The organism is Fructilactobacillus sp. X2R6C1 (assembly GCF_059901295.1).
In genome coordinates this window covers 1-26706 of record NZ_JBWXUZ010000005.1, presented here as the reverse complement: position 1 = coordinate 26706, position 26706 = coordinate 1, and the positions used below count along the sequence as shown (strand labels likewise).

Annotated in this window: 20 protein-coding genes and 1 riboswitch; of the genes, 13 read left to right on the top strand and 7 right to left on the bottom strand. The window is 39.1% G+C overall.

All coding sequences use genetic code 11. From position 1 onward, the window contains the following. Positions 1-121: 121 nt before the first annotated feature. The 5 genes from AC6UDF_RS06025 to AC6UDF_RS06005 all read left to right on the top strand — a co-directional run bounded on the left by AC6UDF_RS06025 (position 122) and on the right by AC6UDF_RS06005 (position 7499). Complete coding sequence (locus AC6UDF_RS06025) at positions 122-1480, top strand: SLC45 family MFS transporter (protein WP_500724055.1); 1359 nt, start codon at positions 122-124, stop codon at positions 1478-1480. A gap of 197 nt (positions 1481-1677) precedes the next feature. Continuing rightward, positions 1678-3354 carry a glycoside hydrolase family 13 protein gene (locus tag AC6UDF_RS06020; RefSeq protein WP_500724053.1) on the top strand — a complete coding sequence of 559 codons (1677 nt, stop codon included), beginning with the start codon at positions 1678-1680 and terminating at the stop codon, positions 3352-3354. 53 nt (positions 3355-3407) lie between these two features. After that, a complete protein-coding gene (locus tag AC6UDF_RS06015) occupies positions 3408-4175 on the top strand; it encodes a hypothetical protein (RefSeq protein ID WP_500724051.1) in 768 nt (255 codons plus the stop codon). A gap of 665 nt (positions 4176-4840) precedes the next feature. Continuing rightward, positions 4841-6598 carry a DUF2075 domain-containing protein gene (locus AC6UDF_RS06010; protein ID WP_500724049.1) on the top strand — a complete coding sequence of 586 codons (1758 nt, stop codon included), beginning with the start codon at positions 4841-4843 and terminating at the stop codon, positions 6596-6598. Positions 6599-6848: 250 nt separating this feature from the next. After that, positions 6849-7499, top strand: coding sequence for a hypothetical protein (locus tag AC6UDF_RS06005; RefSeq protein ID WP_500724047.1), 651 nt, complete (start codon positions 6849-6851; stop codon positions 7497-7499). 1 nt (position 7500) lies between these two features. On the opposite strand, the gene AC6UDF_RS06000 is transcribed toward AC6UDF_RS06005, so the two are convergent. The 4 genes from AC6UDF_RS06000 to AC6UDF_RS05985 form a co-directional block, all read right to left on the bottom strand. Then, on the bottom strand, positions 7501-8175 hold the full coding sequence (locus AC6UDF_RS06000; protein ID WP_500724045.1) for a hypothetical protein: 675 nt from the start codon (positions 8173-8175) through the stop codon (positions 7501-7503). 159 nt (positions 8176-8334) lie between these two features. Further along, on the bottom strand, positions 8335-11067 hold the full coding sequence (locus AC6UDF_RS05995) for an LPXTG cell wall anchor domain-containing protein (RefSeq protein WP_500724043.1): 2733 nt from the start codon (positions 11065-11067) through the stop codon (positions 8335-8337). Positions 11068-11235: 168 nt separating this feature from the next. Further along, positions 11236-11370, bottom strand: a complete 135-nt coding sequence (locus AC6UDF_RS05990; protein WP_500724040.1) for a hypothetical protein — start codon at positions 11368-11370, stop codon at positions 11236-11238. A 297-nt stretch (positions 11371-11667) separates the two neighbouring features. Further along, positions 11668-12408 (bottom strand): ion channel, encoded by a 741-nt coding sequence (locus AC6UDF_RS05985; RefSeq protein ID WP_500724038.1) that lies wholly within the window; start codon positions 12406-12408, stop codon positions 11668-11670. Positions 12409-12963: 555 nt separating this feature from the next. Between AC6UDF_RS05985 and AC6UDF_RS05980 the strand changes: the two genes are divergently transcribed. Next, entirely contained in the window at positions 12964-16578 is a 3615-nt protein-coding gene (locus tag AC6UDF_RS05980; protein WP_500724036.1) for a BspA family leucine-rich repeat surface protein, read from the top strand. A gap of 103 nt (positions 16579-16681) precedes the next feature. On the opposite strand, the gene AC6UDF_RS05975 is transcribed toward AC6UDF_RS05980, so the two are convergent. Further along, complete coding sequence (locus AC6UDF_RS05975) at positions 16682-17227, bottom strand: folate family ECF transporter S component (RefSeq protein WP_500694594.1); 546 nt, start codon at positions 17225-17227, stop codon at positions 16682-16684. Positions 17228-17274: 47 nt separating this feature from the next. Then, positions 17275-17372: riboswitch (THF riboswitch) on the bottom strand. 553 nt (positions 17373-17925) lie between these two features. After that, positions 17926-18522: a hypothetical protein gene (locus AC6UDF_RS05970; RefSeq protein ID WP_500694593.1), complete on the bottom strand. Its 597-nt coding sequence runs from the start codon at positions 18520-18522 to the stop codon at positions 17926-17928. A 276-nt stretch (positions 18523-18798) separates the two neighbouring features. Here AC6UDF_RS05970 and AC6UDF_RS05965 point away from each other — a divergent pair, with 276 nt between their 5' ends. The 6 genes from AC6UDF_RS05965 (at position 18799) to AC6UDF_RS05940 (ending at position 22899) form a co-directional block, all read left to right on the top strand. Continuing rightward, positions 18799-19722 (top strand): prenyltransferase, encoded by a 924-nt coding sequence (locus AC6UDF_RS05965; RefSeq protein WP_500724034.1) that lies wholly within the window; start codon positions 18799-18801, stop codon positions 19720-19722. 188 nt (positions 19723-19910) lie between these two features. Next, positions 19911-20426: a sigma-70 family RNA polymerase sigma factor gene (locus tag AC6UDF_RS05960; protein ID WP_500694591.1), complete on the top strand. Its 516-nt coding sequence runs from the start codon at positions 19911-19913 to the stop codon at positions 20424-20426. Positions 20427-20494: 68 nt separating this feature from the next. Then, positions 20495-20698: a DUF1659 domain-containing protein gene (locus AC6UDF_RS05955; RefSeq protein ID WP_500694590.1), complete on the top strand. Its 204-nt coding sequence runs from the start codon at positions 20495-20497 to the stop codon at positions 20696-20698. Positions 20699-20712: 14 nt separating this feature from the next. Continuing rightward, positions 20713-20952, top strand: coding sequence for a DUF2922 domain-containing protein (locus AC6UDF_RS05950; RefSeq protein WP_500724032.1), 240 nt, complete (start codon positions 20713-20715; stop codon positions 20950-20952). 97 nt (positions 20953-21049) lie between these two features. Then, the gene (locus tag AC6UDF_RS05945; protein WP_500724030.1) at positions 21050-22198 is read left to right on the top strand and encodes a glycerate kinase; all 1149 of its coding nucleotides are present in this window, start codon (positions 21050-21052) and stop codon (positions 22196-22198) included. A gap of 71 nt (positions 22199-22269) precedes the next feature. Continuing rightward, on the top strand, positions 22270-22899 hold the full coding sequence (locus tag AC6UDF_RS05940) for a class A sortase (protein ID WP_500724028.1): 630 nt from the start codon (positions 22270-22272) through the stop codon (positions 22897-22899). A 71-nt stretch (positions 22900-22970) separates the two neighbouring features. On the opposite strand, the gene AC6UDF_RS05935 is transcribed toward AC6UDF_RS05940, so the two are convergent. After that, positions 22971-23504 (bottom strand): hypothetical protein, encoded by a 534-nt coding sequence (locus tag AC6UDF_RS05935; RefSeq protein WP_500694586.1) that lies wholly within the window; start codon positions 23502-23504, stop codon positions 22971-22973. 692 nt (positions 23505-24196) lie between these two features. On the opposite strand from AC6UDF_RS05935, the gene AC6UDF_RS05930 reads away from it, so the two are divergent. After that, positions 24197-26706, top strand: a 2510-nt coding sequence (locus AC6UDF_RS05930) for a mucin-binding protein (protein WP_500694585.1), incomplete at its 3' end; no start/stop codon positions are given.

Genomic DNA, 26706 nt, shown 5'->3' with positions numbered 1-26706 from the left:
CCCAAATCGTTAATTTGTTGCGTATGTAAGCGCTTTACATAGTCAAACAATTCGTTATACTGAAATTGTGATCACATTAAATTTGTTAAAAAGCAACAATTTAAGCAATAGGAGGATGGTTATGGATAAATCAAAATCAAAACCTAAGAAGGACACCCTTCCGCGGTTAAGTTTGTATACAATTTTTGCGATGACGTTTGGCTTCTTTGGAGTCAGTATGGCATTTTCGCTTCAAAGTTCACAGATGGGACGGATCTTTCAGACCATTGGTGCCGATCCAACTAAATTAGGATTCTTTTTCCTATTACCACCGTTGGCTGGAATGATTGTACAGCCCTTAATTGGGAAATATTCAGATGTCACTTGGAATCGGTTTGGTAGAAGAATGCCATACTTGCTAGTGGGAGTTCCAATCGCTGCCATCGTGTTGGTATTATTGCCAAACGCTGGATCCTTTGGATTTGGTTACGGATCGTTTGCCGCTTTACTTTTTGGTGCTATCACAATTGCTGTGATGGATGTTTCGTCAAATGCATGTATGCAACCTTCCAAGATGATTGTTGGTGACATGGTAAATGAAGATCAAAAGGATTTGACCTGGTCATGGCAGCAGTCCTATGCCAATCTAGGTGGAGTATTTGCGACGTTATTGCCATTTATTTTAACGGCAATTGGAATTTCTAACGTTGCCCCAAAAGGTGTGGTTCCGTTATCGGTTAAGATGTCTTTTTACATCGCTGCTGCAGTTCTTTTAATCATGTCATTGTATACGGTATTATCGGTTCACGAATACAGTCCAACGGTCTACGCTAAATACCATGGGATTGACGTTAACAGTCAAAAAACTAAGAGTAGTTTAATTAAATTGTTAAGAACTGCTCCTCGCCCGTTTTGGGAAGTTTCGTTCGTCCAATTCTTTAGTTGGTTTGCTTTTCAATACTTATGGACCTATGGAACTGGTTCAATTGCTAAGACTATTTGGCACGTTACTGATCCAACTTCTGCTGCATACCAAGCAGCCGGGAACTGGTTTGGAATTTTGTCAGGAATTGAGGGACTGGCTGCTGCTATCTTTGGTTTCTTGGTTCTATCACGAACTAAACCAAATTCACGTAAAATGTGGTATCGAATTGGATTGTTTGCCGGTGGGGTTGGATTTGTTTGGTTGTCATTTATTCATTCCCAAGCTCTTTCAGTGGTAGCCTTTGTTTTAATCGGAATTTCCTTTTTGGCAATGCAATCTGAGTCTTTGTCAATCGTTACTGGGGCTTTAAACGGTGAGGACGAAGGTGCTTACTTAGGACTCTTTAATATTAGTATCTGTATGCCACAGATCATCGCATCGTTGGCCAGTTTTGTGATTTTACCATTAATTGGTAAATCAATGCCGGGGATGATTTTGGTAGCTGGAATTATGATGCTGATTGGAGTATTAGCCGTTAGTGCTATTCACGTGAAACCAATTGTAACTTCAAAATAAGATTTAATTTAGGAGTTTGTTATGAAAAACTATCAATGGTGGAAAATGCAAAAGAAATCCGTCAGAATTATAATGATATCGAAAGTGAGTTGCGCACTTATGAAACAAGAATTTATTTAAGTAAATAAAAATGGGCTCATCAAACCATACCTTGATGAGCCTATTCTTGGTGAAAATTGATTTGAGAGGTGGAAATGATGAAAGACAAACAATGGTGGAAAAATGCAGTGGTATATCAGGTCTATCCACAGAGTTTTCAAGACAGTAATGGTGATGGAGTCGGTGATTTAAATGGTATTAGAGAACGGCTACCGTACATTAAAAAATTAGGTGCCAACGTCATTTGGCTTAATCCGATTTATGAATCACCAGAAGAAGACAATGGGTACGACATCTCAGATTATCGCCAAATTAACCCGAAATACGGCGACATGAATTCGTTTCAGCAGTTATTAGACCGGGCTCATGAACTGAGCATTAAAATTGTGATGGACTTAGTTGTTAATCACACATCCGATCAGCATAAATGGTTTAAGGAAAGTCGGAAATCAAAAGACAATCCGTACCGTGATTACTACTACTGGCGTGATCCAGTTGACGGTCACGCCCCAAATGACTGGGGTTCCTTTTTCAACGGTTCAACGTGGAAATATGATGAACAAACGGGTCAGTACTACCTCCATCTCTTTGCGGACGGTCAACCCGATTTGAACTGGGAGAACCCCAAAGTTAGAGAAGAAGTTAAAAGTCTGATGAAGTTTTGGTTGGATAAGGGGGTTGATGGTTTTCGAATGGACGCCATTAACCTAATTTCAAAGCCAAAAGGATTGCCAAACATGCCGAAAGCTGCCAATGCTAAATATTCGGCACCGGGTGCTGGGGTGTTGAATGGACCACGCTTAAGCGAATTCCTACGAGAGTTGAATACCGACGTCTTGTCTAAGTATGACATCATGACAGTTGGAGAAATGTCAGGGACTAACCCAGAACAAGCCATTGAATACACTGGCTTTAACGCGCACGAGTTGAACATGGTTTTCCAATTTCAGCACGTTGAATTGTCGCCCAACCCAGATCCAAGACTTGGAAAGTGGAACGACCAGCCAATTAAGTTAACCGAATTAAAACAAGTCTTTAATAACTGGCAAACGAAGCTAAATGGTAAGGGTTGGAATTCACTTTACTGGAGTAATCATGACCAACCACGTGCAGTGAGTCGGTTTGCGACTGATGATTCTAAGTATCGTGTATTGGCTGCAAAAATGTTAGGAACGACTTTGCATATGATGCAAGGAACTCCGTACATCTTTGAGGGTGAAGAGCTAGGGATGACGAACGCTCATAAAGAGGATTTGAGTCAGTACGAGGACATCGAAACAATTAATGCCTATGACCAATTTGTCAAAAAAGAGAAGATTGTTTCTCCAACTAAAATGATGAGTTATCTGGCTCATATGTCGCGGGATAATGCGAGAACGCCAATGCAGTGGGATAATTCTAAGAACGCTGGCTTTACTACTGGAACACCTTGGTTTGCGGTGAACAAAAATTATAAAGAAATTAATGCTAAAGATGAGGTTGATGATCCAAATTCGGTCTTTGCCTATTATCAGAAGTTAATTGAACTACGAAAGACTAATCCGATTATCATTGAAGGTGATTTTGAACTCTTAGACCCAGACGATGAGGAAGTCTTTGCCTACAAGCGTCATTATCAAGGTGAAACTTTATTGGTTATCAGTAATTTCACTGACCATGAGGTAGAACGTGATTATGACGTGCCTGATGGTGCGGAAGAATTGATTGGAAATTACGCTGATGATGTTAGTAAGAAGTTGAGGGCGTATGAGAGTAAAGTGTATAGAATGAAATAAAAGAAAAACATAGATTTTTTAAATCTTAATAATTGATTATTTTGGAGATTAATATGAAAGATATTAATAGTTTAATGAATATAGTTATTGGGGTAGTCAATGTTTTTGTTCCTGTACTAGTATTGTTATTTGGAAGCGGTTTATTACGACATTTTAAGCAAAACCGAGATTCAATGAAATTTGAAACTTCGATTTTTAAGCCCAAAGGATATTCAAATAAAATCACTTTTTATACTGAGAAGTCCAGAAAATCTACTAGGATAAAAATTACAATCATGGTAATTATTCTATTTATTGGGACTCTTCCACTCGCATTTTGTATGAATAGCATTAAAAATTTATCTACTTTTATTGACGCCGTAGAATTATTATTTAGTGAAATATTTTTATTTTGGAGCATAATGCATTTACAAAATAAAGTATTTCCAACATATAGATTTCCAGTTATTAAGAATGAAAGTCGGATAAAAAAATTAAATGAAAATGAAGAAATATATTTAGTAGGAATATTATCAGATGACAAATATTTAGGACAAACGTATCTTGATTTAATAAAAAACAAAGATCAATATTTTGAAATTAATAAGAGTTCAGTATTAGAATTTAAAATTAAAGAAATCACTCAATTAGATTTTTCAAAAGAAATGTTAACTGAGTGGATAGACGACTTTTTTAATAAGTTTAATTTTAAATATGTTGATTTACAAATTAAAGTTTGGAAGGAAAAAAGTAATAATAAAAATAACAACTATGCAACTATACAGTTATTTATTGATCGTAAAAAAATGAACAAGAAGTTTTTGATGTTATTTTATGCGTGATTAGAGCCATAAAATCGTTTGATTATCCTTTTTTTCCAAAATATATTTTATGTATAATATTGTATTGGATAATAATTACAAAAATGTTGTTAGTTTTTACATGAATGAAAATGAATTGACAAATTTTAGTTTTAAAGATCATCTTAATAAAGATAAATTGGATAATTCATTTTCTGATTTTTATATAGATCTTGATTAGTCATTAAAATAATTATAATAAAGCTTTATTTATAATGCTTTAATTTCTTTGTTGATAGAAATTTGATATTGTTCACTAGCATAGATTATTGACTTAACCGTAAAATAATATATTCCTTGAAGTTAGTATCAAGCTCTTGGATGCAATAATCCTTAAGTTTATTTCAATTATGATAAACTAAAAGACACGAAAAAGTTGATTAGAGATTACACTGATGATGTTGGTAATGAAATGAGAACGTACGGTAGTGAAGTATATAGGCTAAAAAGATAGTTATTTATATTAATAAAGTCCATTCTTAATTTTTAAGAATGGACTTTATTTTTTGTTAATCTGTTAACTAATTAATGTTAGAATTAATTGATTTATATACGTAAAATATTAAAAAAATTTCTAATAAATTAAAATTAATCTATAAAAGCAAGGAAGTGTTCATATCACAGAGCATCCACTAATAGAAAATGTTTTGTATAATGAGTCTGGATTAGATAAACTAGCTAAACGATATAAAAAGCTTAATCGCAAGTTAATATTAGATTATCCAACTGTATATATCTTGAAAGATAGTGATTTTAGTTTTGATTCTCCTAAATTTAAAGTGTATGTTGGAGAAACAAATGATATTAAGAGACGTACTAAAGAACACCTAAATGAGGATAGGAATGATTTTAAAGAATTAACAAATTCCAAAACATCAGAAATGTTTGTAATTGGTCATAAGCATTTTAATAAATCGTTGACTATGGATATTGAAAATCAAATGATGCTTTATTTAACTGGCTCTTCTGCTGTTTCTACTATTAATAATCGTAGAGAAAATCCTCAGAGTAAATATTTTACTTCTGATGAAATGCCAAAGATTTTTGATGAAATTTGGAGTGAATTAAGAAGTAAGGATTCATACTTATTTCCAACAAAAGATGAAATTGAAAAGACAGCTATTTTTAAATCATCTCCATTTCATAAATTGAATGATGAACAAAACGAATGTAAAGATTTAATTATGGATAAAATTAAGGACAATCTTATTAATCCAACATCTGAGCACAAATTAATTCTTGTTGATGGAGATCCAGGTGCTGGGAAGACAGTTCTATTAAGTACTATTTTTTATTTAGTAAGTCAGTTGGATGAACGATTTTATAATCATGAAACTAATGGTATAAGCGAAGTTATGCTTGTTAATAATCCTCAACAACTTAAAGTTTATGAAGCAATTTCACATAAATTAATGATGGATAAAGAAGGAAGGGTTAAGGTTCTAAATCCATCTTCTTATATTAGAAAAACTACTTCTGATGAAGAAGTTGATGTATCATTAGTGGATGAAGGTCATTTGCTTTGGACTCAAGGAACTCAGGGATACAGTGGAAGTAATCAGTTAAAAGATATCATGAAGCGTTCAAAAGTAACTGTCTTAGTTTTTGATAAAGACCAAATGATTAGAAGGCAAAGCTATGTTAATTCTAATCAAATAGATTCGATGATAGAGAGTGCAAAGAAGGACAAAAATTATATCCATCTTTCTAAACAAATGAGGATGAAAGCTAGTCCTAAAACTTTATCTTGGATCAATGATCTTATTTATAAACAAAAAGTTAATAAGGTTCCTAAAGATTCAAATTATGATCTTAAGATATTTGATGATCCTGATAAAATGTATAAAGAAATTGTTGATAAAAATAAACATAAAAACAATGGTTTATCGAGAATGGTAGCTACTTTTGATTGGAGATTTGTACAGGGAAAATCGCCAGTTGATTCTGATTATTGGAGAGTTCATTTTCCATATAACGGTGGTAATTTTTCGATGCCGTGGAATCTTCAACTTACTACTAAACAAAAGAAGTCAAATAAAATAAAAAATAAAGAAGAGAAACAAAAACCTTGGTTTGAAATTCCTGAAAGTATGTATGAAGTTGGATCTACTTTTACTATTCAGGGATTTGATCTAAATTACGTTGGCGTTATTATTGGTCCATCTGTAAAATACAGAAATGGTAAAGTGATTTTTGATCCTAAGGAAAGTAAAGATAGAAATGCAGTTCAACAGAGAACAGATATATTCGCAGATGGTCATTCTGAAAAGATAGATATTTCAGAAGAAATGTTAAAAAATGCATTAAACATTTTGATGACTAGAGGGGTTCATGGGCTATATATTTATGCTGTAGATGATAATTTACGTGAAGCACTTCTAAAAAACGATGTTGACAGAAAATGATTCCATAAATTTAAAACATCTCACAATTGTTAGACATTAAAATCTAATAATTATGAGATGCTTTTTTATGGTTAAAACTAAATTTAAGGAGGGTTCTAATCACTGTGATGTGATTTTTTTGGAGGATTCTAAAAGTATGTGTCGTTAACATTATTATAGTTTGTGATTTTACCTGGCACTTCCACACGCAGTACGCTATGTTTAAACTATAATGATTATTCATTAACATTACTTTAATCAGGAGGGGTCCATGAAAAAGAAAAGGTATTTCATCATTACTGGAGCATTAGTACTGTTAGTGGTTGTCTTAGCTGGTGCGAGTTTTGTTGCTTTGCATCATCCTCACAAGAAGCAGACTAGCAAAGGAATGAGCATGGCCAGTTTTCCAGCGAAGTTCCGCGGAACCTGGTACTCGTATTCAACTAAAACTAATCAATACAGCATTATTCGCAACACGAAAAAGACGAGTTCAGCGACTATTTATGGAGTCAACTCCAAACCTGATACATATCGTGTCACGATCCATCAAACCAAGTATAAGCCCCATTTTAAGGAAATTGGCAATCGCACTAAACTAAGTAACAGTTACATCAAAAAGACCGAAAATTGGTCGTTATTACGCAACATGAGTTACATTCCCTGGCAGTCAGGTCCAAAGGGAAGAGCGGCCACCGTTAATCTGTACGGTTGGACGCAATCAACTGGTGATGGGATTTACCTTCAGGAACGGCGGCAAAAAGTCGACGATTACCACGTTGACATGCTGACGTACGTGAACAACGGGGTGAACCCAATCGTTAACATGAACGAGGGTGGTCATTTCTATCGCAATAAGCAACTAGCACAGAAGTTAGCTGGTCGCAAGTATCATTGTGAGTTTCGATACGTTAAAGACTACTAAATTATTTCAATAGATTACTTAAGTCTTCCCATCCGCATCCACCTGAAGTCGGACCGTGATGGTTAGAATTTCCACTATCTTGACAGCCAAACAAGTTATTTACCAGTCTGGATATTTTTTCCTCCAGACTTCTGATTTTGTATGAATACTCCTCCTGTTTCTTGATAAAAGGAAAAGAGCCGTCCAGATAGATCGGAGTGACGATGTCGTTGAAGTACAGTTCCAGGCGGTCGTCGCCCTTGCGAATCACATGATTAAGGTTGTGATAGGCGATCCACGACGTGTTGCGCTTGCAGTGGTCAATGGACTTTAAGCGCAGGAGTTGGACGTCATTTCGGACGTACGGGATATTCTTGTTAATCTGACAGTGACTCGCCAGCGTTTTGATTTTCGCAAGGGACAGGTGGTTCTTTTGCCACAACTCCTTCATTAAGACGTTAGTGGTTTGCTTCACCAGGGTAAAACCTGAGACACGGTCGACGACGAGAGAATCAAATTGGTTGTGAGCGTCCTTTAAATTGATGAGCAACAGAACCGAGTCCCAGTTAATGGAGTAGGTGGTCAGTTTCCGGTTCACCTGTGACGGTAAAATCGAGTTGATGTCGACCGCAAATTCGTTGCGCATCTTTCGCTTAAGTGGTTCAGATAGATTCAGTGGTAATTCATTTAGTTCCATAATATTTCTCCTTTTTTGTTCATTCATTATTAGATACGGACTTTAAGGAGAAATTTTTCATGAATTTCGATTATTTAAAATAAAATCCTATTAGCACGATTAAAAAATAAACCCTAGTGATCATCACTAGGGTTTATTAGTATTTCAATGTGTGAAAGATTATTTGAGGTATTTACGGCGCTTGTCAGCAAATCCAAAGATGCCCATCAGAGCGGTGAGAAGTCCAACGATTGACAACCAACTGGTACTTGATTGTCCGGTTTGTGGAAGGGTCACGTTTGAATTTTCCTGCTTCTTACTCGTCAACTTATCAATCTTGACAGATTGACGATAGACAAGCGGTAAGGTGGTTAAACGAGAACCAGCTTGATTACTGATGCGGTACTTAACTTCGGTTAACGGGGTTACGCCAGACGCATTGGTGTGGACGCTTTCAGGACGAACCGTTTCCGTGTGGTTGATGTAAGCTGCCCGTGGTTTCGTGGTCTGTTGCGCGTAGTCAATGGCGTGGTTGATGATTTGAGCGTGCGCCTTTTTGGTCGTGTTTTGACCACTAGTTTGGTTAGCAGCCTGCTCGTCATGAGCCAGTGCGACTTGGTCTTTTGCTAAATCACTCTTTGCCTTGTCCAAAGCGGCTTGGTCGGCGGCCTCTTGTTTTTCAAGGTCGGCCAACTTCGCCTTATCGTTGGCTAGTTTGGCCTTGGCGTTCGCTAAGTTATTGGCTTCATTTTGGTAATTAATCAGTTGTTTTTGTAAAGAAGCTAGCTTAGCTTGGTCATCTTGCAGTTGCTTTTCTGCTTGTTCAAGAGCCTTTTGTTTATTGATGAGGTCTTGGGTAGCCTTGTCTAAATTGCTTTGAGCCTGTTTGTTTGCGGCCGTTGCCTTTTGTAACTTGTTTTGATCGTTATTAAGTTGGTTGGTGTCGTTTGCGACCCGTTGTTTAGCCTGAGCCAACTTGTTCTGGAGGCCAGGAAGGGCAGCGTTGTTGTGGTCGATGGTCTGTTGCTTTTGAGCAATCTGCTTGTTTAAGTCGTTGATTTCGGCCTTGGCCTTGTGAATGTTGGCGGACCATTTATCTGGATCATACTGAGTAACTTGCTTTTCATCGTTACCTAATTGATTGGTCAGACGTCCCAATTTGTTTTGTAAGTTTTCTAGAATTTGTTGATTACGTTTTATTGCTCCTTTACAGTCCGAGATTAATTCGTCCGTGTCATCGATTTGGCGTTCCAGTGTTTCGGGGGTCACGATACCCGTATCATTTACACTAAACTTAGTCGGATCTTGAATTTGACTTGGGCTAATCAAAACCAAGTGAACTTGACCGTAGTTATCAACACCGATGCCAAGGTACTTGTCGTTATTGACGTTTCCGGTATGCGGGTCGAGACCTAAAAGACTCATCTCATGGGCATCCGATTCCTGACTGTCATTAAACAGCAAGTTCATAATTATACTGTAAAGTTTGGAGTAGATGGTATCCATGGTGGTGTAGTTGTCAAAGGTCATGTAACCAGGGGTAACGATTTCATAACCGTCCGCTCCGGGATAAGTTTTTAGGCCATACTTGGCTGCCAAGTTGTTGATGGCGTTGACGTCATAACCATTTTTGTTACTAATGTTCCAATCATCTTGGTTATAAGCGTTCATCAAGTTGTCAATAAAGTAGTCCATACTATAACCACCGATTTCAATGTCCGTGGTACCAAACTGTTTGTGGATTTGATTAATGAGCCATTGGACGTATTCTGCCATTTCGAGTTTTTGATTATTGGTGAATTGCGGGGTTTCCTGACCGTTACTGTTAGACTCGACCTGGACATAATCCTGCTTCGCAATGTCACTCGGTTGATAGTGGTTGGCAGCCATTGTCGCATTATCAAACTTGTTGAACCAGTCGGAGGCGTTTTCGTTTGGATGTTGTTGTTTCCACTGCTGAAAACCCTGTAAGGTCATGCCAGCGGGAATGTGAATGCTTTGCTCAAAGGCACTCTCGGACTGTTTCTCGTCGTTTAAGGTACTTTGCGCGTCACTAAGGGTCGAGTTCCACGAACTAATGTCGTCTTGCGCATTACTAATTGCTTGGTTCGTTTTGTTGACGGCATCTTGGTCGTGTTTAACGTTGTTTTCGGCCTCGTCATGCTTTTTCTTGGTGGCGGCTTGCCACTTGTCTAGGTTGTCAAGCGTGGTCTGGGTATCCGCTTTTTGTTGCTTAGCCTGATCTTGTTTTTGTTGGGCGTCCTTGGTGCTATGTTCGTTGTTGTCAACGGCACTTTGCGCCTGATTTTGTGCGTCAGTATCGTGGTTTAACTGGTTCTGGTCGTTGTTAACGTCATTTTGGGCTTGGTTTTGATCCTGCTGAGTATTATCAGCGTTCTTCTCATCTTTTTCCACGGTTGCCTGGGCGTCATTTTCGGCTTTTTGATCGTTATCAACTTGACTTTGGTCCTTTTTAATGTCGTTATCGGTCTGATTAATTTGGTCCTGAGTCTTTTTGATGTTTTCGGGAGTGGCATCGGCCGCTTCTTTTTGGGCCTGATCAACGGCAGCTTGGTCTTTATTCACCACCCCCTGTTGATTACTTATGGCTTGAGAGTCGGAGTCGACGTTCTTTTGGTCAGTGGTTACTGTCGTCTGGTCATGGTTGACTTGGTTTTGATCAGTTGAGACGGCATTAGACGTGCCATTTTGTTGTTGACTAGTGGGTTGCGTCTGGACGTTTGCACTAGCAGCATTGTTGAATACTCCCACTGCAAACACTCCCGACGCTACCAAAGCGCTTCTAGTAGTAATCCTTAGCCAACGTTTATGTAGCCTTACTGGATTCACGTGCGACTGATGACTATCATCTTTTGATACCTTACAATTATCATGTTTAATAAATTTACTCATAAAATAAGTCCTTTCTGCTTATAAATTATTTTACATAATTGATAATACTATAAGGACTTTTATAATACAATTGTTTTAAGTAAAAAATGATAATTACGTGAGTTGATTTTATTTCAATAAATAAAAACCAGCGCGTAAAGCGCTGGTTTAATCATATTCAGGTTGAAGTTAAACGAGCCACCAAATAATCAAAGCGATGATGAAGGCGATTAAGACTAATCCAAGCCAGTCTTTATACGTTGGCCGATGTGGTGTCATCGTGATGGTTATGTGCTTTCCAATTTTCCATTCTCTCGTTTTCATGTCATACCTCCCATATGTAATTGATGATAGTGTGTTATACTAAAAATGTAGTAAGGAGCGAGCGCAAATCGCTCCCTAAATGAATTACCATTTAAAAACAAATGTGAGACTTAGAGAAAGCAATTTGAAGCTGATTTCAAATGCCGTTAATCTAAGTCTTTTGTTGTTTTTAGAGGCCATAGTCATCACCTCCTTACTACATTTATTACAATACACTAGTATGGAAGTATTTAAAACACTTTTTCTATTTCATTGTATATAATGATAAATTAATTTATTTTTGATGATAAAAATGTGCTACCTTCTCAACAATTCTCGTTTTTTCCGTTCAAACTCTTCTCTAGTAATAATGTCATCGTCCATTAACTTTTTGAATTTGCGAATCTCGTCTGCTTCTGAAACGGGTCCGTGGTCTGTTTCCTTGGAAAAGAAGGTAGTGAGGGTACTCGTCAGCATCCCTACAAAACTAATGCCCACTAACATCAAAACCACGGCAATTCCCTTCCCAATCTCGGTCTTAGGACTAATATCACCGTAACCAACGGTCGTGGTGGTCGCAATTGCCCACCAGATCGAGTTAGTGAGCGACGTGTTTTCGACGATGGAGTAGAAGCTGGCTGACAGCAAGATAATAATCGTACATATGAGTAATAGATAAATAAAGCCGTTGGTTTTAAGAAACCGTTCGATTCGTTCTTTGAATTTGCCAAGGACACCCGCGACTCTGAAAAGTCGGAAGATGCGGGTTAATCGGGTTACCCGAGAGATTTTGAAGAAGGATAAGCCGTACCCAAACGGAATGATTGCGAGTAAATCAAACAGATGAGTTTTTATGTACCGCCATTTTGGTTTGGCAAGCAAGAGACCACCGAAGTAGTCGACGGTGAAAATCAGCCAGATGGCATCGTCAATAGCCACGTATGGTTCAGCGTCAAGATTAAGCTTATTTAAGAACTGAAGAACGGTCAGCACAATGGAAATTATTGCTAACAAGATAATCATTGCATCGTAGGTATTTCTGATAATTGGTTTAGTCACGTTCACATCACCCATCACATAGTATATATTTATTTTACCAGTCCTTAGGATCGTTTATAACAACTTCAAAAGGGTTCACTACCAAAAATGATAGTGAACTCTTTTTGTTTTTGTTCTCATATTTGAATTGCTAATAATGTTGTGATACATCAATTTTTATCATGGAATAAAAATTATAATCAGAGAAATTGCACACCAGACGGCGATTATAATCGAATAATGATTATTAAATTATTATAGAAATCACATAATTATTTTTCACAAATTACCTACAAGCAACACTAAAAGTTACAAATATTATATTATGTAACATATATTTTAAAACCATCTAAATTGTGATAATGTACTCAAATTATTGCCACTCTACGAATTGTTCCGTCTATTATTTTAATTTTTAATAAATTGTTCATAAAATACTTCGTGAATTTTGTTCAAACCACGTTATTCTTGTGAAGTATTAATTAATTACTTGATTGGCAATGGACCTTAACGGCCGTGATTGTAATTATTATTACTTCACAAAGCGTGTTTTTAAATGGAGTGGGAGGAGTTTTTATGTTAAGTAATCCAAAGAAACATTTCAAAATGTATAAAGCTGGAAAGCGGTGGATGGTCGCTGGGCTGGTGACCTTTGCTACCGTGTCTGGTTTAGCCGTCGGAGTAAGTGCTGATACCACCGCTCAACCGGCTACAAATAATGTGAAAACCGATGCACAAGCAGCAGGTAGCGCAGTTCCTGTAAATGCTACTAAAGCTGACCCAACGACAACTAATAATCAAACTCAGGTTGATAAAGCACCGACTGCTAACGAGCAGCAGCCAGATGACCAATCAAGTCAACCTGCAGCAACTAATGCGCAAGCAGAATCACAAACGACTCAAAATGACACCGTTACTCCATCAGTGCAAGACCAAAATGGTAACGATCAATCAGCAGTCGCTCAACCAAATGACCAGCAAAATGATGGTCAATCAACTGTTCAGCCTGCTAAACAGAACCAGGCCCAAATTAATAATCAAACGACTGATGCTTCAAACGCTCAGCCTGACAAATCACAAGTAACTGGTCAAAAAGCTACCAATCAAAACGCTGATAACCAGGGTGTGAAGAAGCAAACTAACCCGGTAAAGTCCGACCAACCACAGGTGGACCAAAATAAAGCGGCAGTTGCTCCAACGAATCCAGAACCAAAACCAGTTGAAAAGATTGATGATCAAGCTAATTCAGTTGCTAACAACGTTCAAAATAACCAAGCTGTTCAATTTAACGCTCAACCAGTCAAAAACGTTCAATTAGCTGACCAGACGCAACAGGGAACCTGGGGTTCTGCTAAGTATGTTTATGATGCCCAAACTAGAACACTCTCATTTAATGACGGTGGAGACTTAGGTAATGAATTTTCCTATGATAATTGGTTGAGTAATAACTACTATAACGTTCAACACGTTGTCTTTAATTCCAAGGTAATTGTTGATGATACCAACGGTCTCTTTGCCAGATGGAGTAGTGTTCAAGATTATAAAAATCTCTTTAATCTTGATATGTCGAATTGTACGAATATGAGTAACATGTTTTTGGACAATCACTCTTTGAAATCAATTGATTTAACTGGACTAGATACCAGTAAGGTGACCAACATTGGAGCACTTCTCTTTACTGATGCACATACAGACAATCTATATGGTAGTCAACTTCAGTACGTCAATCTTGGTGGTATTGATACTTCACACGTTACGAATTTTATGAACATGTTTAATAATGACCAATCATTAATTGAGATTGTTGGTCTAGACAAGTTAAATACCAGTAGTGCTCAAAATATGCAGAGTATGTTCCAATCAAATTATCGACTAGAAAATTTGGATGTAAGTAATTTTAATACGCAAAATGTTACTAACATGTCCTATATGTTCTGCGGAACCGGTGTTTTAACTGACGGCTTCAACATTAAAGGTCTTTCAAACTTAAATACTAGTAAAGCAACTGACATGAGTTACATGTTTAACGGTGATCAAAGCATCACGGACCTAAGTGGAATTACCAAGTGGGATACCAGTAACGTGAAAAACATGGACTTTATGTTTCAGTATGATGATGCTCTAACCCAATTAGACCTTCACAATTGGGACACTAGTAACGTGACATCGATGAGTAACATGTTTGCCAACTGCTCTAACCTTAAAAGTTTGGACCTTTCTAACTTTGATACCCAGACCACTAACACGACTGACATGCTGGCAAACGATAAAAGTTTAAGTGAGCTCAAGTTGGGCGATGAAACTGGTTTGTTGGATTCCCATTTGCCAGCTGTTCCTAGTCAATACGCTGGTTGGGTTCAAGTCGACGCCAATGGCCACGTAATTCCCGGTCAGAACGCCTTGTCATCAGATGAATTAACCAACGGTGAAGCTCATCCCGGAACATGGATTTGGGGTAATTCAGTTAAAGATGAATCTTCAATTCATGCTCAAGGAACTACGATTTACGCTGGTGACGCTGTTCCAACTGATGCTGCGGCTTATAACGCTGGTGCTACCAATGAAGACGGCACTAAGGCAACGATTACTAAAATCGATACTTCCAAAGTTAATAATCAAGTTCCTGGGAAATACCCAGTAACCATCACGGCCTCCAATGGTCAAAGCATGACGGTTACGGTCACTGTCTTAGCAAACCAAGCTAACATCATTGCTCATGGAATTTCAATTTATGCCGGTGACGACGTTCCAACCGATGCAGCGGCTTATGGTGCCAGTGCAACTAACGAAGATGGGACAAAGGCAACGATTACTAAGATTAATACTTCGAAAGTTAATAACCAAGTACCAGGTCAATATCAAGTAGCGATTTCTGCTTCAAACGGCAAGACATTCTTTGTTCCGGTCACTGTTTTAGCAAATCAAGCTAACATCACTGCCCATGGTATTTCCATCTATGCTGGCGATAACGTCCCAACCGACCCAGCTGCTTATGGTGCAAGCGCCACCAATGAAGATGGCACCAAAGCTACCATTACTAAAATCGATACTTCCAAAGTTAATAATCAAGTGCCCGGACAGTATCAAGTTGCAATTTCTGCATCTAACGGCAAAACCTTCTTTGTTCCCGTAACGGTTTTAGTAAATCAAGCTAACATCACTGCCCACGGTATTTCCATCTATGCTGGCGATAACGTCCCAACCGACCCAGCTGCTTATGGTGCCAGTGCAACTAACGAAGACGGTACATCCGCAAAGATTACCAAGATTGATACTTCGAAAGTTAACAATCAGGTTCCTGGACAATATCAGGTTGCCATCAGTGCTTCCAATGGCAAAACTTTCTTTGTTCCAGTGACGGTTTTAGCTAACCAGGCCAACATTACCGCTCATGGAATTACCATCTATGCTGGTGACAACGTTCCAACCGACGCCGCAGCTTATGGTGCCACTGCCACGAATGAAGATGGAACCCCGGCAACAATTACTAAGATTGATACTTCGAAAGTTAATAACCAAGTGCCAGGTCAGTATCAAGTAGCGATTTCTGCCTCAAACGGCAAGACGTTCTACGTACCTGTAACGGTTTTGGCTAAGAACGCTACCAACCCTGACCAACCCGGAGACAACGGTAGTGGTAACCAACCATCTAATCCAGAAAATCCTGATAATAATGGTGGAAACAACAGTGGCAATGGTGAAAACCCAAGTACACCAGACAACCAAGGTGGAAATGAGAACGGTGGTAGTCAAGTTACTCCAAATCAACCGTCAGATAACGGTGGATCATCAGTAACTCCAGACAATCATGATGACAACGTTTCAAAGCCTTCGGATCAAACCCCATCAGTTCCTGGCAACGAAGGTCAGCGACCGACTGCTCCTAATCAACCAATGAATAACACTAATGAACCTAATAACAGTGGCAAGCAATCCACCACTTCTACTTCAACAAGTCATCAGAACCAGACTTCAAGTACTAATGCTGGTCATCAAATGACTATGAAGCCCCAAGGTGAGCAAGCTTCTCAAGCAACTAATCAATCCAACCAAAAGATCGTTAAGAAAAACAAGCACGTTTTGCCACAAACCGGACAAAAGACTTCTACTTTCTTAGAACTCATTGGACTAGGCTTCATTGGTTCTGCTTTAGCTTTGGCTCTTCGTGATTTAAAACACCGCGTTAAATAAAAATAGATAAATTTTAAGCCACTATCATTTGATAGTGGCTTTTTTAGAATCTAAAAAGGACTCCCAAAATTTTTAACTTTGAGGGTCCTTATTAACCAATTAATTATTTACTTTTAAAAACGTTTGGTTTCATATGCTGAATGACTCTATTATTCATTAACACGTACAGGATTACGATCTGAATCGGGGTTGCGATGATGTTTTTGACAATCCGGATTGGCAGGTAATAGAAAAACGAGGTGTTGGACATGATTGAGATCCAAAGGGTGTTGAAAAAGACGTTAATCACTAACGTGATAATTACCATCGTGATCGTCAAGCGCACCCAACCAATTTTTTGGTGGTGATAAAAAGCAAAACTATATATCAGGGCGGCTAACACGGCGGTAAAAGTGTAACCAATGAAAAAGCCGTACCCATTAATAAATGATTGCAGAATATCTAAAATCACTGCCGAGATGGAGGCCCAGAACGGGCCAAACCACCATGCGATAAATACAGCGGCAATAAAGCCAAATCCAATCTCCAGATAACTAGTCTGAAACTGAATCTTACCTAGTACAATCTTGATGGCCATCAAAACCGCTAGATAGGTTAATCCCTTGGTGCTTAGGGGGAGCATCCCCCAATGTTCTAATTCTTTCTTCATACTGACATCTCCTTAGTGGAGCTGCCACCAAAATTGGCATAAATTAAAGTGGCGAATGCGGACCAAGCACCGCAAACTGTTAGTTTTTCGTTCAGCGTTCACATTCCGTTCCGCCGACACTTAACGCGCAAGGTCCTACTCCTAAATTTTTAGAACATTCTAAGTATACTCCTTTTAAGATAATTGTTTTGTTAAATATGGTCAGTCTGGGAATCGAACCCAGATTATCGAAGCCATCGCTGACCTACCATGACTAAGGTAAGAGAAAAAATAAGAAAATTGGTTTGATTAATAAGTAAGTATTAATCAAAGGTCCCTTTCCGATTAGTTCTCTTTGGAATTAACTACCTATGTATGATTTCTATTTATAAAAGCCCCGCCAGAGGAATGTACAAATCATATATATTAAAGATCGTAATTAAACTTTTAAAATTTAAACATAATAAGTAGTTAAGTGCAGAGGGAAGAATCGAACTCCCGTTGTTAAAAGTTACCAGACTCCGCAATAATTTATTCATCTAAGATACTAACAGGAACCAATTATTAATTGAGATCATATGTAAAAATAATACATTATTTTAAAAGAAAATTAAACGTACTTTTAGTTCATAATGAGGTACTATGAACCGTAAGAAAAAGACTAGTGCCCGTCTGTAGGCGCTAGTCTCTGGAAATTAAATTGTGATTACAAAATTAAATTATTGAAAACTAATGATTTTAAAATCGTCGTCATCGGCAAAAATCTCAAAGTTAAAGACCTGACCTAAATCGTAGTGTTCGACGTGATAGGCAACGTTGTCGTCAATGGCGTTTTCAAGTTTGGAAAGATTAAGCGCGGAGATAAAACTGAGCGCATACTCTACTAACATGATTGGGTTGTCGATTAGGTCGTGGAACTGGCTCTCGTCGTCTGAGACAGTGGTAATGTTTCCTGAGAATTCGTCACCGATGGTGTTGACCCCGTTGTAACACTTCTGTTTGAAGAATTGGTTGCGGATAAATCCTAGTCGGTTGGCCTCATCACGGTCTTTGACTTGGTCGGTTTGGACCTGGAAGTTATCATCAGTTTTGTTTAGTTGACTGTGATTTGGCACAAAGTCCCAAATTGAGCGTTTGTCTTTAAAGTTTGGGGTGACGTTGTATGGATTTAAGCGGATGATTTCATGATCGTTAAGTTCGCATACTGGTAGCGATGAGTACAGGCTTTCTTTTTGTTGTTTCTTGATATAGGCATCCTGATACATCAAGACGAGATCGATCACGTACTGGGCGTCTCTTAGCTCGTTTAGCTTCATGGTATTCCTCCTTTCTGTGCCACTCAATATAGCAGGATTAGACCGTGAAAGTCTAACATATTGTTTATAAATTAACATGAAGTGGAGCTGAAATGTTTTATGTAAATATGGTTACAAAGTGCTATTATAATAGTATTTATTAGAAAAGATGATTTGGCAAAGCAAAAGCTATTTTTATTAAATAGTTAATATTTGTTACTAAATTCACTATGTTACATCTTTTCTTAATCAATTAATTTTTGCGGGATTCTTTAACGAATCCAGCCGGAGGTTAAAATGAATATTCATAAATTAATTGCCCTAACGGAACCGAGTTCACTTGTGTCAACCGTGATTCCCTTTTTATTGGGATTAATGTTTGTCAGCTATGATTACGGGGAAGTCGACGTTTTTAATTCTATTATTTTGTTACTAGCGTGTCTTTTAATCCAGTTGATGGCCAACTCGTTGGATAATCTGGCTGATTATCACTCCGCCTTTAAGACTTCGAAAAAAGCAGCCAAGAAGTTTCGGGAGCAGACTAATTCACTAGGGGTCAACAAGATTTCATTTAAGGCGGCAGTGATTACGACCATGCTCTTTGCGTTTCTAACGGCCATCTTGGGCATTTATTTGCTCATTGCGACTACGATGTGGTTACTAGTGATTGGTGTAATTGGCTTTATTATTAGTTATTTGTATGCTAGCGGACCACTGCCCATCTCTCACACGCCCTTTGGTGAAATGGCATGTTCGCTAACGATGGGAGTGGGGATTACTTACACCGTCATCATGGTAAACGTGCCGGTATCACAATTTAGTTGGCAACTGTTTTTAAATGGCCTTTTGGTGTCCACACTCGCTCTGTTTCCGCTTGCTAGTATCATGCTTGCCAATAACCTCTGTGACGTAAAAGAAGACATCCAGTTAAACCGTCATACCCTAGCATCTTTCATCGGGAAAAAGTGGTCGTTAGTGGTTTTTACTGGTAATTATGTTGTGACCTATGTCATGGTGATTGTAACCGTCTGGTTGCGGCTACTTCCGGTTAGTACGTTACTGGTATTGTTCACGATTCCTGTAATTTATCAGCATGTGCGTAAGTTTGTCCATGTTCAGGACAAAAAACGGACGTTCATTCTTTCCGTCAAGAGTAGTTTTGCGATTTTACTAGCGCTGATTTTGGCAGCGTTCTGCCAGTTATTAATGGCTCTTTTTTAAATTAATCTCTATGAGTTGGAAAATGGATTCCACCTTTAAATTTGATGTCTTGACGTTAGCCTAGCTAGCGTCTTTTTTGACGGCAAAATTCCGCCATTTGCCGGGATGGCGCTGATTCTCATCCCACCTTATGCTAGTTCCTGATACAAAGGCCTTTGGATCAAACTACTATAGGGAGATTCAATTTTATGAATAACGAGCAAGCAGCGTTTCGTTTCTTAATGGCAGGCGACCACGAGGTTGTGATTTTTGGCGTACTGAAGCGTTTAGGAATCAGACCATTTCACGACCAATATCAAGACTTGGTGTCAGAAGGACGACTGGCATTTGTGAGTGCGTATCAGCGCTATCCGGGTGATCCGACCGACGAAAAAAGTCGGTTAAACTTTATCTATCAGGGAGTTTACTGGCACATCTTGGATTTATTAAAGAAGGAAACTAGGCAGAGCTCCAGAATTGACGTTGAAAATAGTACCGACCTGGATGTTATTTCCGATGGCGGCGAAGATGTCGAAACGCGCATCATGTTTGAAGAAGTCCTGAACCGATTGAACGAAAGGGAGCGCCAGCTGGTGATACGACGGTATCGCGGCCAGTCGATGACGGCAATTGCGAAAGAACTTCACGTTTCACGGAAGACCCTCTACCAGTGGCGCAGGCACATTATCAAAAAAGTCAATCTAGGTAACACATTGACTAGTTGATTCGTTTCTAGTAGGTGTAAGGGGTTGGCCAACTGCCTTAACAAAATAAACTGAAGAGGATGAAAAAAATGAAAAGAAATTGGATGAAGACTAGTGCAACATACACACTTGCAGGAGAGGGTCACGCTGACGCCAAACACACCTTTAACAACCTGGTGCAAAACGTTTCAGAGGACCAAATCAAGCAGTTCGGTGTGATTTTAGCGGAATTATCCGGTGACTCATTTAAAAAGGCAACGTTGAGTTCCACTGATACTTTGGATGCTGAATAATTAGGAGGATGAACATGAGGAATTTAGAATTAGTTTTTAAATCAGATCAAAACAAGGTCAAGACCATTAAGTTGAGTTACGCTTCAAGTACTCTGGGTGAAGAAGTGGTCAAGAATGCCATGGCCCGCATCGCCAAACTCGAGATGTTTCAAAAGGACGGCGTGAACTTGTACAACACACCGGTTTGTGCTCGTTACGTGGAAATTAAGAAATATCCGATCTACCAGGCACCGGTGGTCCCAGCTACCAAGTAAATTATGAGCTCAGAAAAGCGCTTCATTGTATATGAAGTGCTTTTTTTGTGCGTTATAATCGGTTTAATGGATGAACAAGTTCGAAAGGAGGAAGAGCATGAGTTTACGGTTTGTTTTAGCGCCAGATTCATTTAAGGACAGTATGTCAGCCAAACAAGTGGCAGGCGCGATGGCGGCGGGCATTATCAACGTTGATCCGTCGGCCCACATCGATAAAGTTCCAATGGCTGATGGTGGCGAAGGGACCGTTGACACGCTGGTTGATGCCACTCACGGAAGGAAGATTGACGTCACGGTTGATGGTCCGATTCCTGGTCAGAAGGTGGATTCATTCTTTGGAATGCTCGGTGACGGCAAGACCGCGGTCATCGAGATGGCGAAGGCCAGTGGACTGGAGTTAATTCCTGAAAACCGTCGTAATCCGATGGTCACGACCACGCTTGGGACTGGTGAGTTGATTAGAGCCGCCTTGGATTTTGGCGCCCAAAAAATCATCATCGGAATCGGTGGCAGTGCGACTGTTGACGGTGGAGCCGGGATGGCAACGGCCCTTGGAGTTAAGTTCATGGACGAAAACGGAAAGGTCATTATTCCAAACGGATCCTCAATCGGTCGCATCTCCGACATTTCGGTGGCGGGACTCGATCATCGGATCGCCGAGACCGAGTTTGTGGTGGCATCAGACGTAACTAACCCACTGGTTGGAAAGAACGGTGCGGCGCCGGTGTTCGGTCCCCAAAAAGGTGCCAATTCCAGTCAGGTCGTGCAACTGGACAATAATTTAAGAAGTTATGCGCACGTGATTAACGATAAATTAGGGATGGACGTTACCAGCGTTCCTGGCAGCGGTGCCGCTGGTGGTGTTGGTGCCGGACTGATGGTCTTTTTAAAAGCCAAATTGCGACCTGGCATTGAGATTGTGGAACAGACGGTCGGACTAGAAGAAAAGATTAAGCACGCCGACTGTGTTATCACTGGTGAGGGCAGCATTGACGCCCAGACCAAGTTCGGTAAGGTACCCTTTGGGGTCGCCAAATTAGCCAAGAAATACCATAAACCGGTCTTCGTTGAGACGGGTCACATCGGTGAAGGAATTAGTGACCTGTACGATGCTGGAGTGTCGTCGGTGATTGACATCTTAGGCGGAGTGACGTCAATGGAAGAGGCCCTTAAAAAGGGACCCGAAAACATCGAACGTACCACCGAGAATATTATAAGAATTATCAAAGCCAGTTCGAAACTTTAGATTTTAAATAGAAATAAGGTAGAATAAGCGTATGTAGTAGTGGAGTACGTTTACGAAATGGCGGTAGGAAAATGAAAAAATTTTTTTTGAACCTTCTAATTGTGGTCCTGGTCGTTGTCGGGCTTGGTCTGGTCTTTAATTCTCAGATTACTTCATGGTGGGTTGGATACCAAGGCGGACAGAAGGCTAACAGTATCACCAAGCAGGAGGCTAAGCGTGGTAATCAACGTAAGGGCGATTATGATTTTAGTAACGTGAAGGCGGTCGACGAGAACGCCATTATGAAGAGTCAAAAGGCCAAGCAGTCGCCCGCAATTGGCCGCATCAAGATTCCAGACTTAAACATTGATTTACCCATCTTTAAGGGGCTAAACGACGATGATCTAACGATTGGAGCCGGAACGATGAAGATGGACGAAAAGATGGGGGAGAAAAACTACGTCCTGGCGGGTCATCACATGAAGGACCCAAACGTGTTGTTTTCGCCGCTATCAAAAGCAAAGGTCGGACAGAAAATCTACCTTTCCAATCCTAGTAAGAAGTATACCTACAAGATTACCAGCAAGAAGATTGTCTCTGAAGATGACATCTCGGTGATTAATGATAATGGCAACCAAAAAGAAATCACGCTAGTCACGTGTGCTTCTGGGAATCCGGGTGAAACCAAACGGTTGATTGTGTCCGGTAAATTAATTAAATAGTTCAAAATAAAATACCGTGTCGTTATTAATCTAATAACGACACGGTATTTTTGTGTCGTGAGTTGATAATATCAGTTGTCTTGAAAATACTCGCGAAGTTTCTTTTCAAAAGATTGGGGTGCCTCTGGGACTGGACTGGTAATCCACATCTCCAAAATAAAGAAAAAGGCCTGAGCCTGCAGATTCATAATCATATTTTTGGGAATCTTTTGTTTAACGTGAAAGTTGGGTGAGTTGTTCATAATGTTACTTTTATACTTTTTCAGTAAAAAAGCCATGAAAATCCCCTTGAGGCTTGGTTTGAGTAGGACACGAATCTGATCGCGATACTTATACACAAGCTCCGGTAGGCAATTAATCAAATTATTGACGTAGGTGTCGTCTGGATCACTTTCCTTATTAAATTCTTCGTCAATTTGATTGCATAATGTGGTTTGAATGTAAGTGATTAAATCATCAATGCTTTCGAAATTATTATAAAAGGACTTTCTTGATACGCCAGCCGAGTCTGTTAGTGATTTCACGTTGATATCAAAGATGCTTTTGTGACTAGCTTGAATTAGAAATTCGTTTGCGATTAAGTCCTTGGTTACATTGGTTGCCATATTTTTCTCCAGAATTTTGATATAAATCATTCTAAGAGAGTTACTCACTAGCGAGAGTTGTTTTAACTCTTTTGGATAATTAAGGCTTTTTACACATTAAGCGACCATTGAATGTGAATTGTATTATAGCAATTATAATATGATATCCTTTATAGTTTCCTGCATGAGTACCGATGTAAACTTTATAAATCAGTTTTTATGTACATCACAAGAAGTATTCTTATTTTTGGACTCGATCGTACATAACAAATTAAATTTTTTTAAAGGTTTCACATACTTGTTCTAATGGAATTAATTTGATTAGCTGATCTACTAGTTACGTGGGTGCTAGTTGTGATTTCCATGAAACAAAAGTACTTATGTACTTTTTAACTTACTTCTTAGATTGAAAGTGAGTTTTGCTACTGCTTTTAAATATATAGTATTAATGTTACAAAAATATTACATTTTTTGGTGATTATTTACACATAATGAGTATTATTTGGGACCAGACACATGACTTTAAACTAAATAAAAGCTTATTATGACAGTATTTTACACACATTGTATAAAATACAATTGTGTTCAATTCAATTTCGATTTGTGCAATAATTGCTTCAGGCTTAGTTAGCCGGTAAGTATAGATTAATTTGAAATTAGAAGGGCAGGTTTTTACTTATATGTTCAATCGTGATAGCAAAACACATTATAAGATGTATAAAGCTGGTAAACGATGGCTGTTCAGTGCAATTACAGTCACGATGTTTTCAGCTGGGATTTCAGGCGGAATCCTTATGTCTAACCAACATAATGTGAAAGCGGACGTTACTAGCAACGCTCAGATGAATTCACAAAATAGTGATTCGTCTGATAAGCAAGTAACAGTACCGCAAAATCAGACTACCAATGATCCGGCAGCTGAACAGAACGTCACCAAGAGTGATGACACAGCAAGTAACCAAAATGTTACTGCTGCTCAAGACACAACTAAGAATGATGACACTTCAGCTAAGCAAACCGATTCATCACAAAATCAGACAACCGATCAAAGCACCACTAAAAGTGATGACGCAACCAGTCAAAAAACCGATTCAACAAACTCTGATCAAAACATAACAAAAAACAATGACACCACATCAGATAAGCAAGCTGACGCTGATGCTGATGCCACTAAAAATGACAACACTACCAATCAAAAGGCCGATTCAGCAAAAGACCAAGCAACTGACCAAGACGCCAATAAGAGTGACGATGCTTCAAGTCAGAAGAATGATGTATCACAGGACCAGTCTTCTGATAAAAAAGCTGATGCCACTAAAAATGATGATGTGGCAAACAAGGAAGCTGATGCCTTAAAAGACCCATCAGCTGATCAAAAGTCTGACCAGGAGGCAGCTACAAGTGATAACACAGCAAATAAGCAAGACGCTGTGGTAGCTGCCAACCAAAAGACTGATGATCAAGCAGCAGCCATGAAGCAAACTGCGGCAGCCTTAGCCACCAATGATCCCCAGAATCAGCTAAAGAATGCCACTACTGATCTTGCTGCTGAACCATTTAAGATCACTGTTAGTGATCCAGACTACAAGTCTTATGGTGTTCCTTGGGTTGATCCAAACTCCGATCACTTTACGTATGGTTTTGTCACTGTGAAAAATGCTGCCAATACTAACAAAGTAAAGTGGATTGTTTGGTCAACTGATCGTACTGGTGACGGAGTTGTCTATGTAAATGAAATTGATGCTGACGGGAACCTTCTTAAAACCTATGTTCTTAATCAAGACGGCGAAGTAGATAACTCCGATTATATTAATGGAATACAGTATAAAAGATGGAGCAATAACTATAGTTCGATGGGATTTGAAGGCGATAATCCTGAACAGTATGTTTTCAGAAAAAACTGGTTCTATAATAACCCAGCCGGAGTGGATGCCAATCTTGGAGCTATGAATTCCTATACTCCAGATAAAGTTACTTCGACAGTTACGTGGACAAATAAGGACACTGGCGAAGTCATGGCTACCCATCAGTTCACTGGAATGGCGGGTCAGTCATATGATATTACCGGCATGCCACCAGAAATTCCCACCACTTATTACATTTCTACCGAGCCATCAAATGCTACAGGAACCATTTCAAGTTTTGGTGTAGTTGGGACTAAGTGGGTTTCACATCTGAAACAAGGTTACGAGGTAACCTATACTGAAACTGATGATCATGGTGGAATGAGTGTTCAATTAACGGATAAAGACGGAAACCTCGTTCCTGGTAGTGATGGTCAGACGACCTACCATATTGATGCTAGTTATAACTATGACCCAACAACTAAACAGTATTCATGGGATATTCCTGGATATGGAGTTGTGGTTCTTACCCCAATTTATGTTCCACAAACTCGTAAGATCGATTATCAAGTTGCTCAACTGGGAAAATTAGTTCCAGTTGATTCCAATGGCAATCCAATTGACAACGGATCCCATGATGTTCCATACGAAACGCAACCAGACGATCCTACTAAAGCACAACAACCTCAATTACCCAATATTCCTGGCATGATTCCAATGGACCCCCATGATCCAAGTCAACCATTAAAACCAGGTCCAGATGGGACCTATCCATACCCAATTACGGATCCCGGTTCAGACACTAAGGTCCCTTATGGCCCCGCTACCAGTCAAGTGACTGATAATAGTGGTCAAGGTACCATTACCGTTCACTACAAGGATGCTAACGGCAACACTGTTTCACCAGATAAGCAAGTCAGCGTTCCATTTACTAGAACTGGTACTAGAGATAATGAGACTGGTAACATCACTTGGGGCGACTGGGAACCAGTTGGCAATGCTAATCAAGTAATCACTTCACCAGAGGTTCCTAATATGACTCCTGATCAGCCAACGGTTACTGGTCATGCCACTGAAGGTAAAGATGATGTTCATACCGTTATCTACAGTGACACCCTAACAACAGTAACTGATAATAGTGGTAAAGGGACCGTGACCGTTCACTATGTTGATGCTAATGGGAAGACCATGGCAAAGGATCAAGTTGTTACCGTTCCATTTACTAGAACGGGGACTAAGAACGAAAAAACTGGTTCAATTACTTGGGGTGACTGGAAGCCAGCCGATAACGCTAACCCAGTTATTAATTCTCCCAAAATTACTGGTTACACACCAAGTCAAGCTAGTGTAACGGGTGATGCTGCTGAAGGAAAAGACGA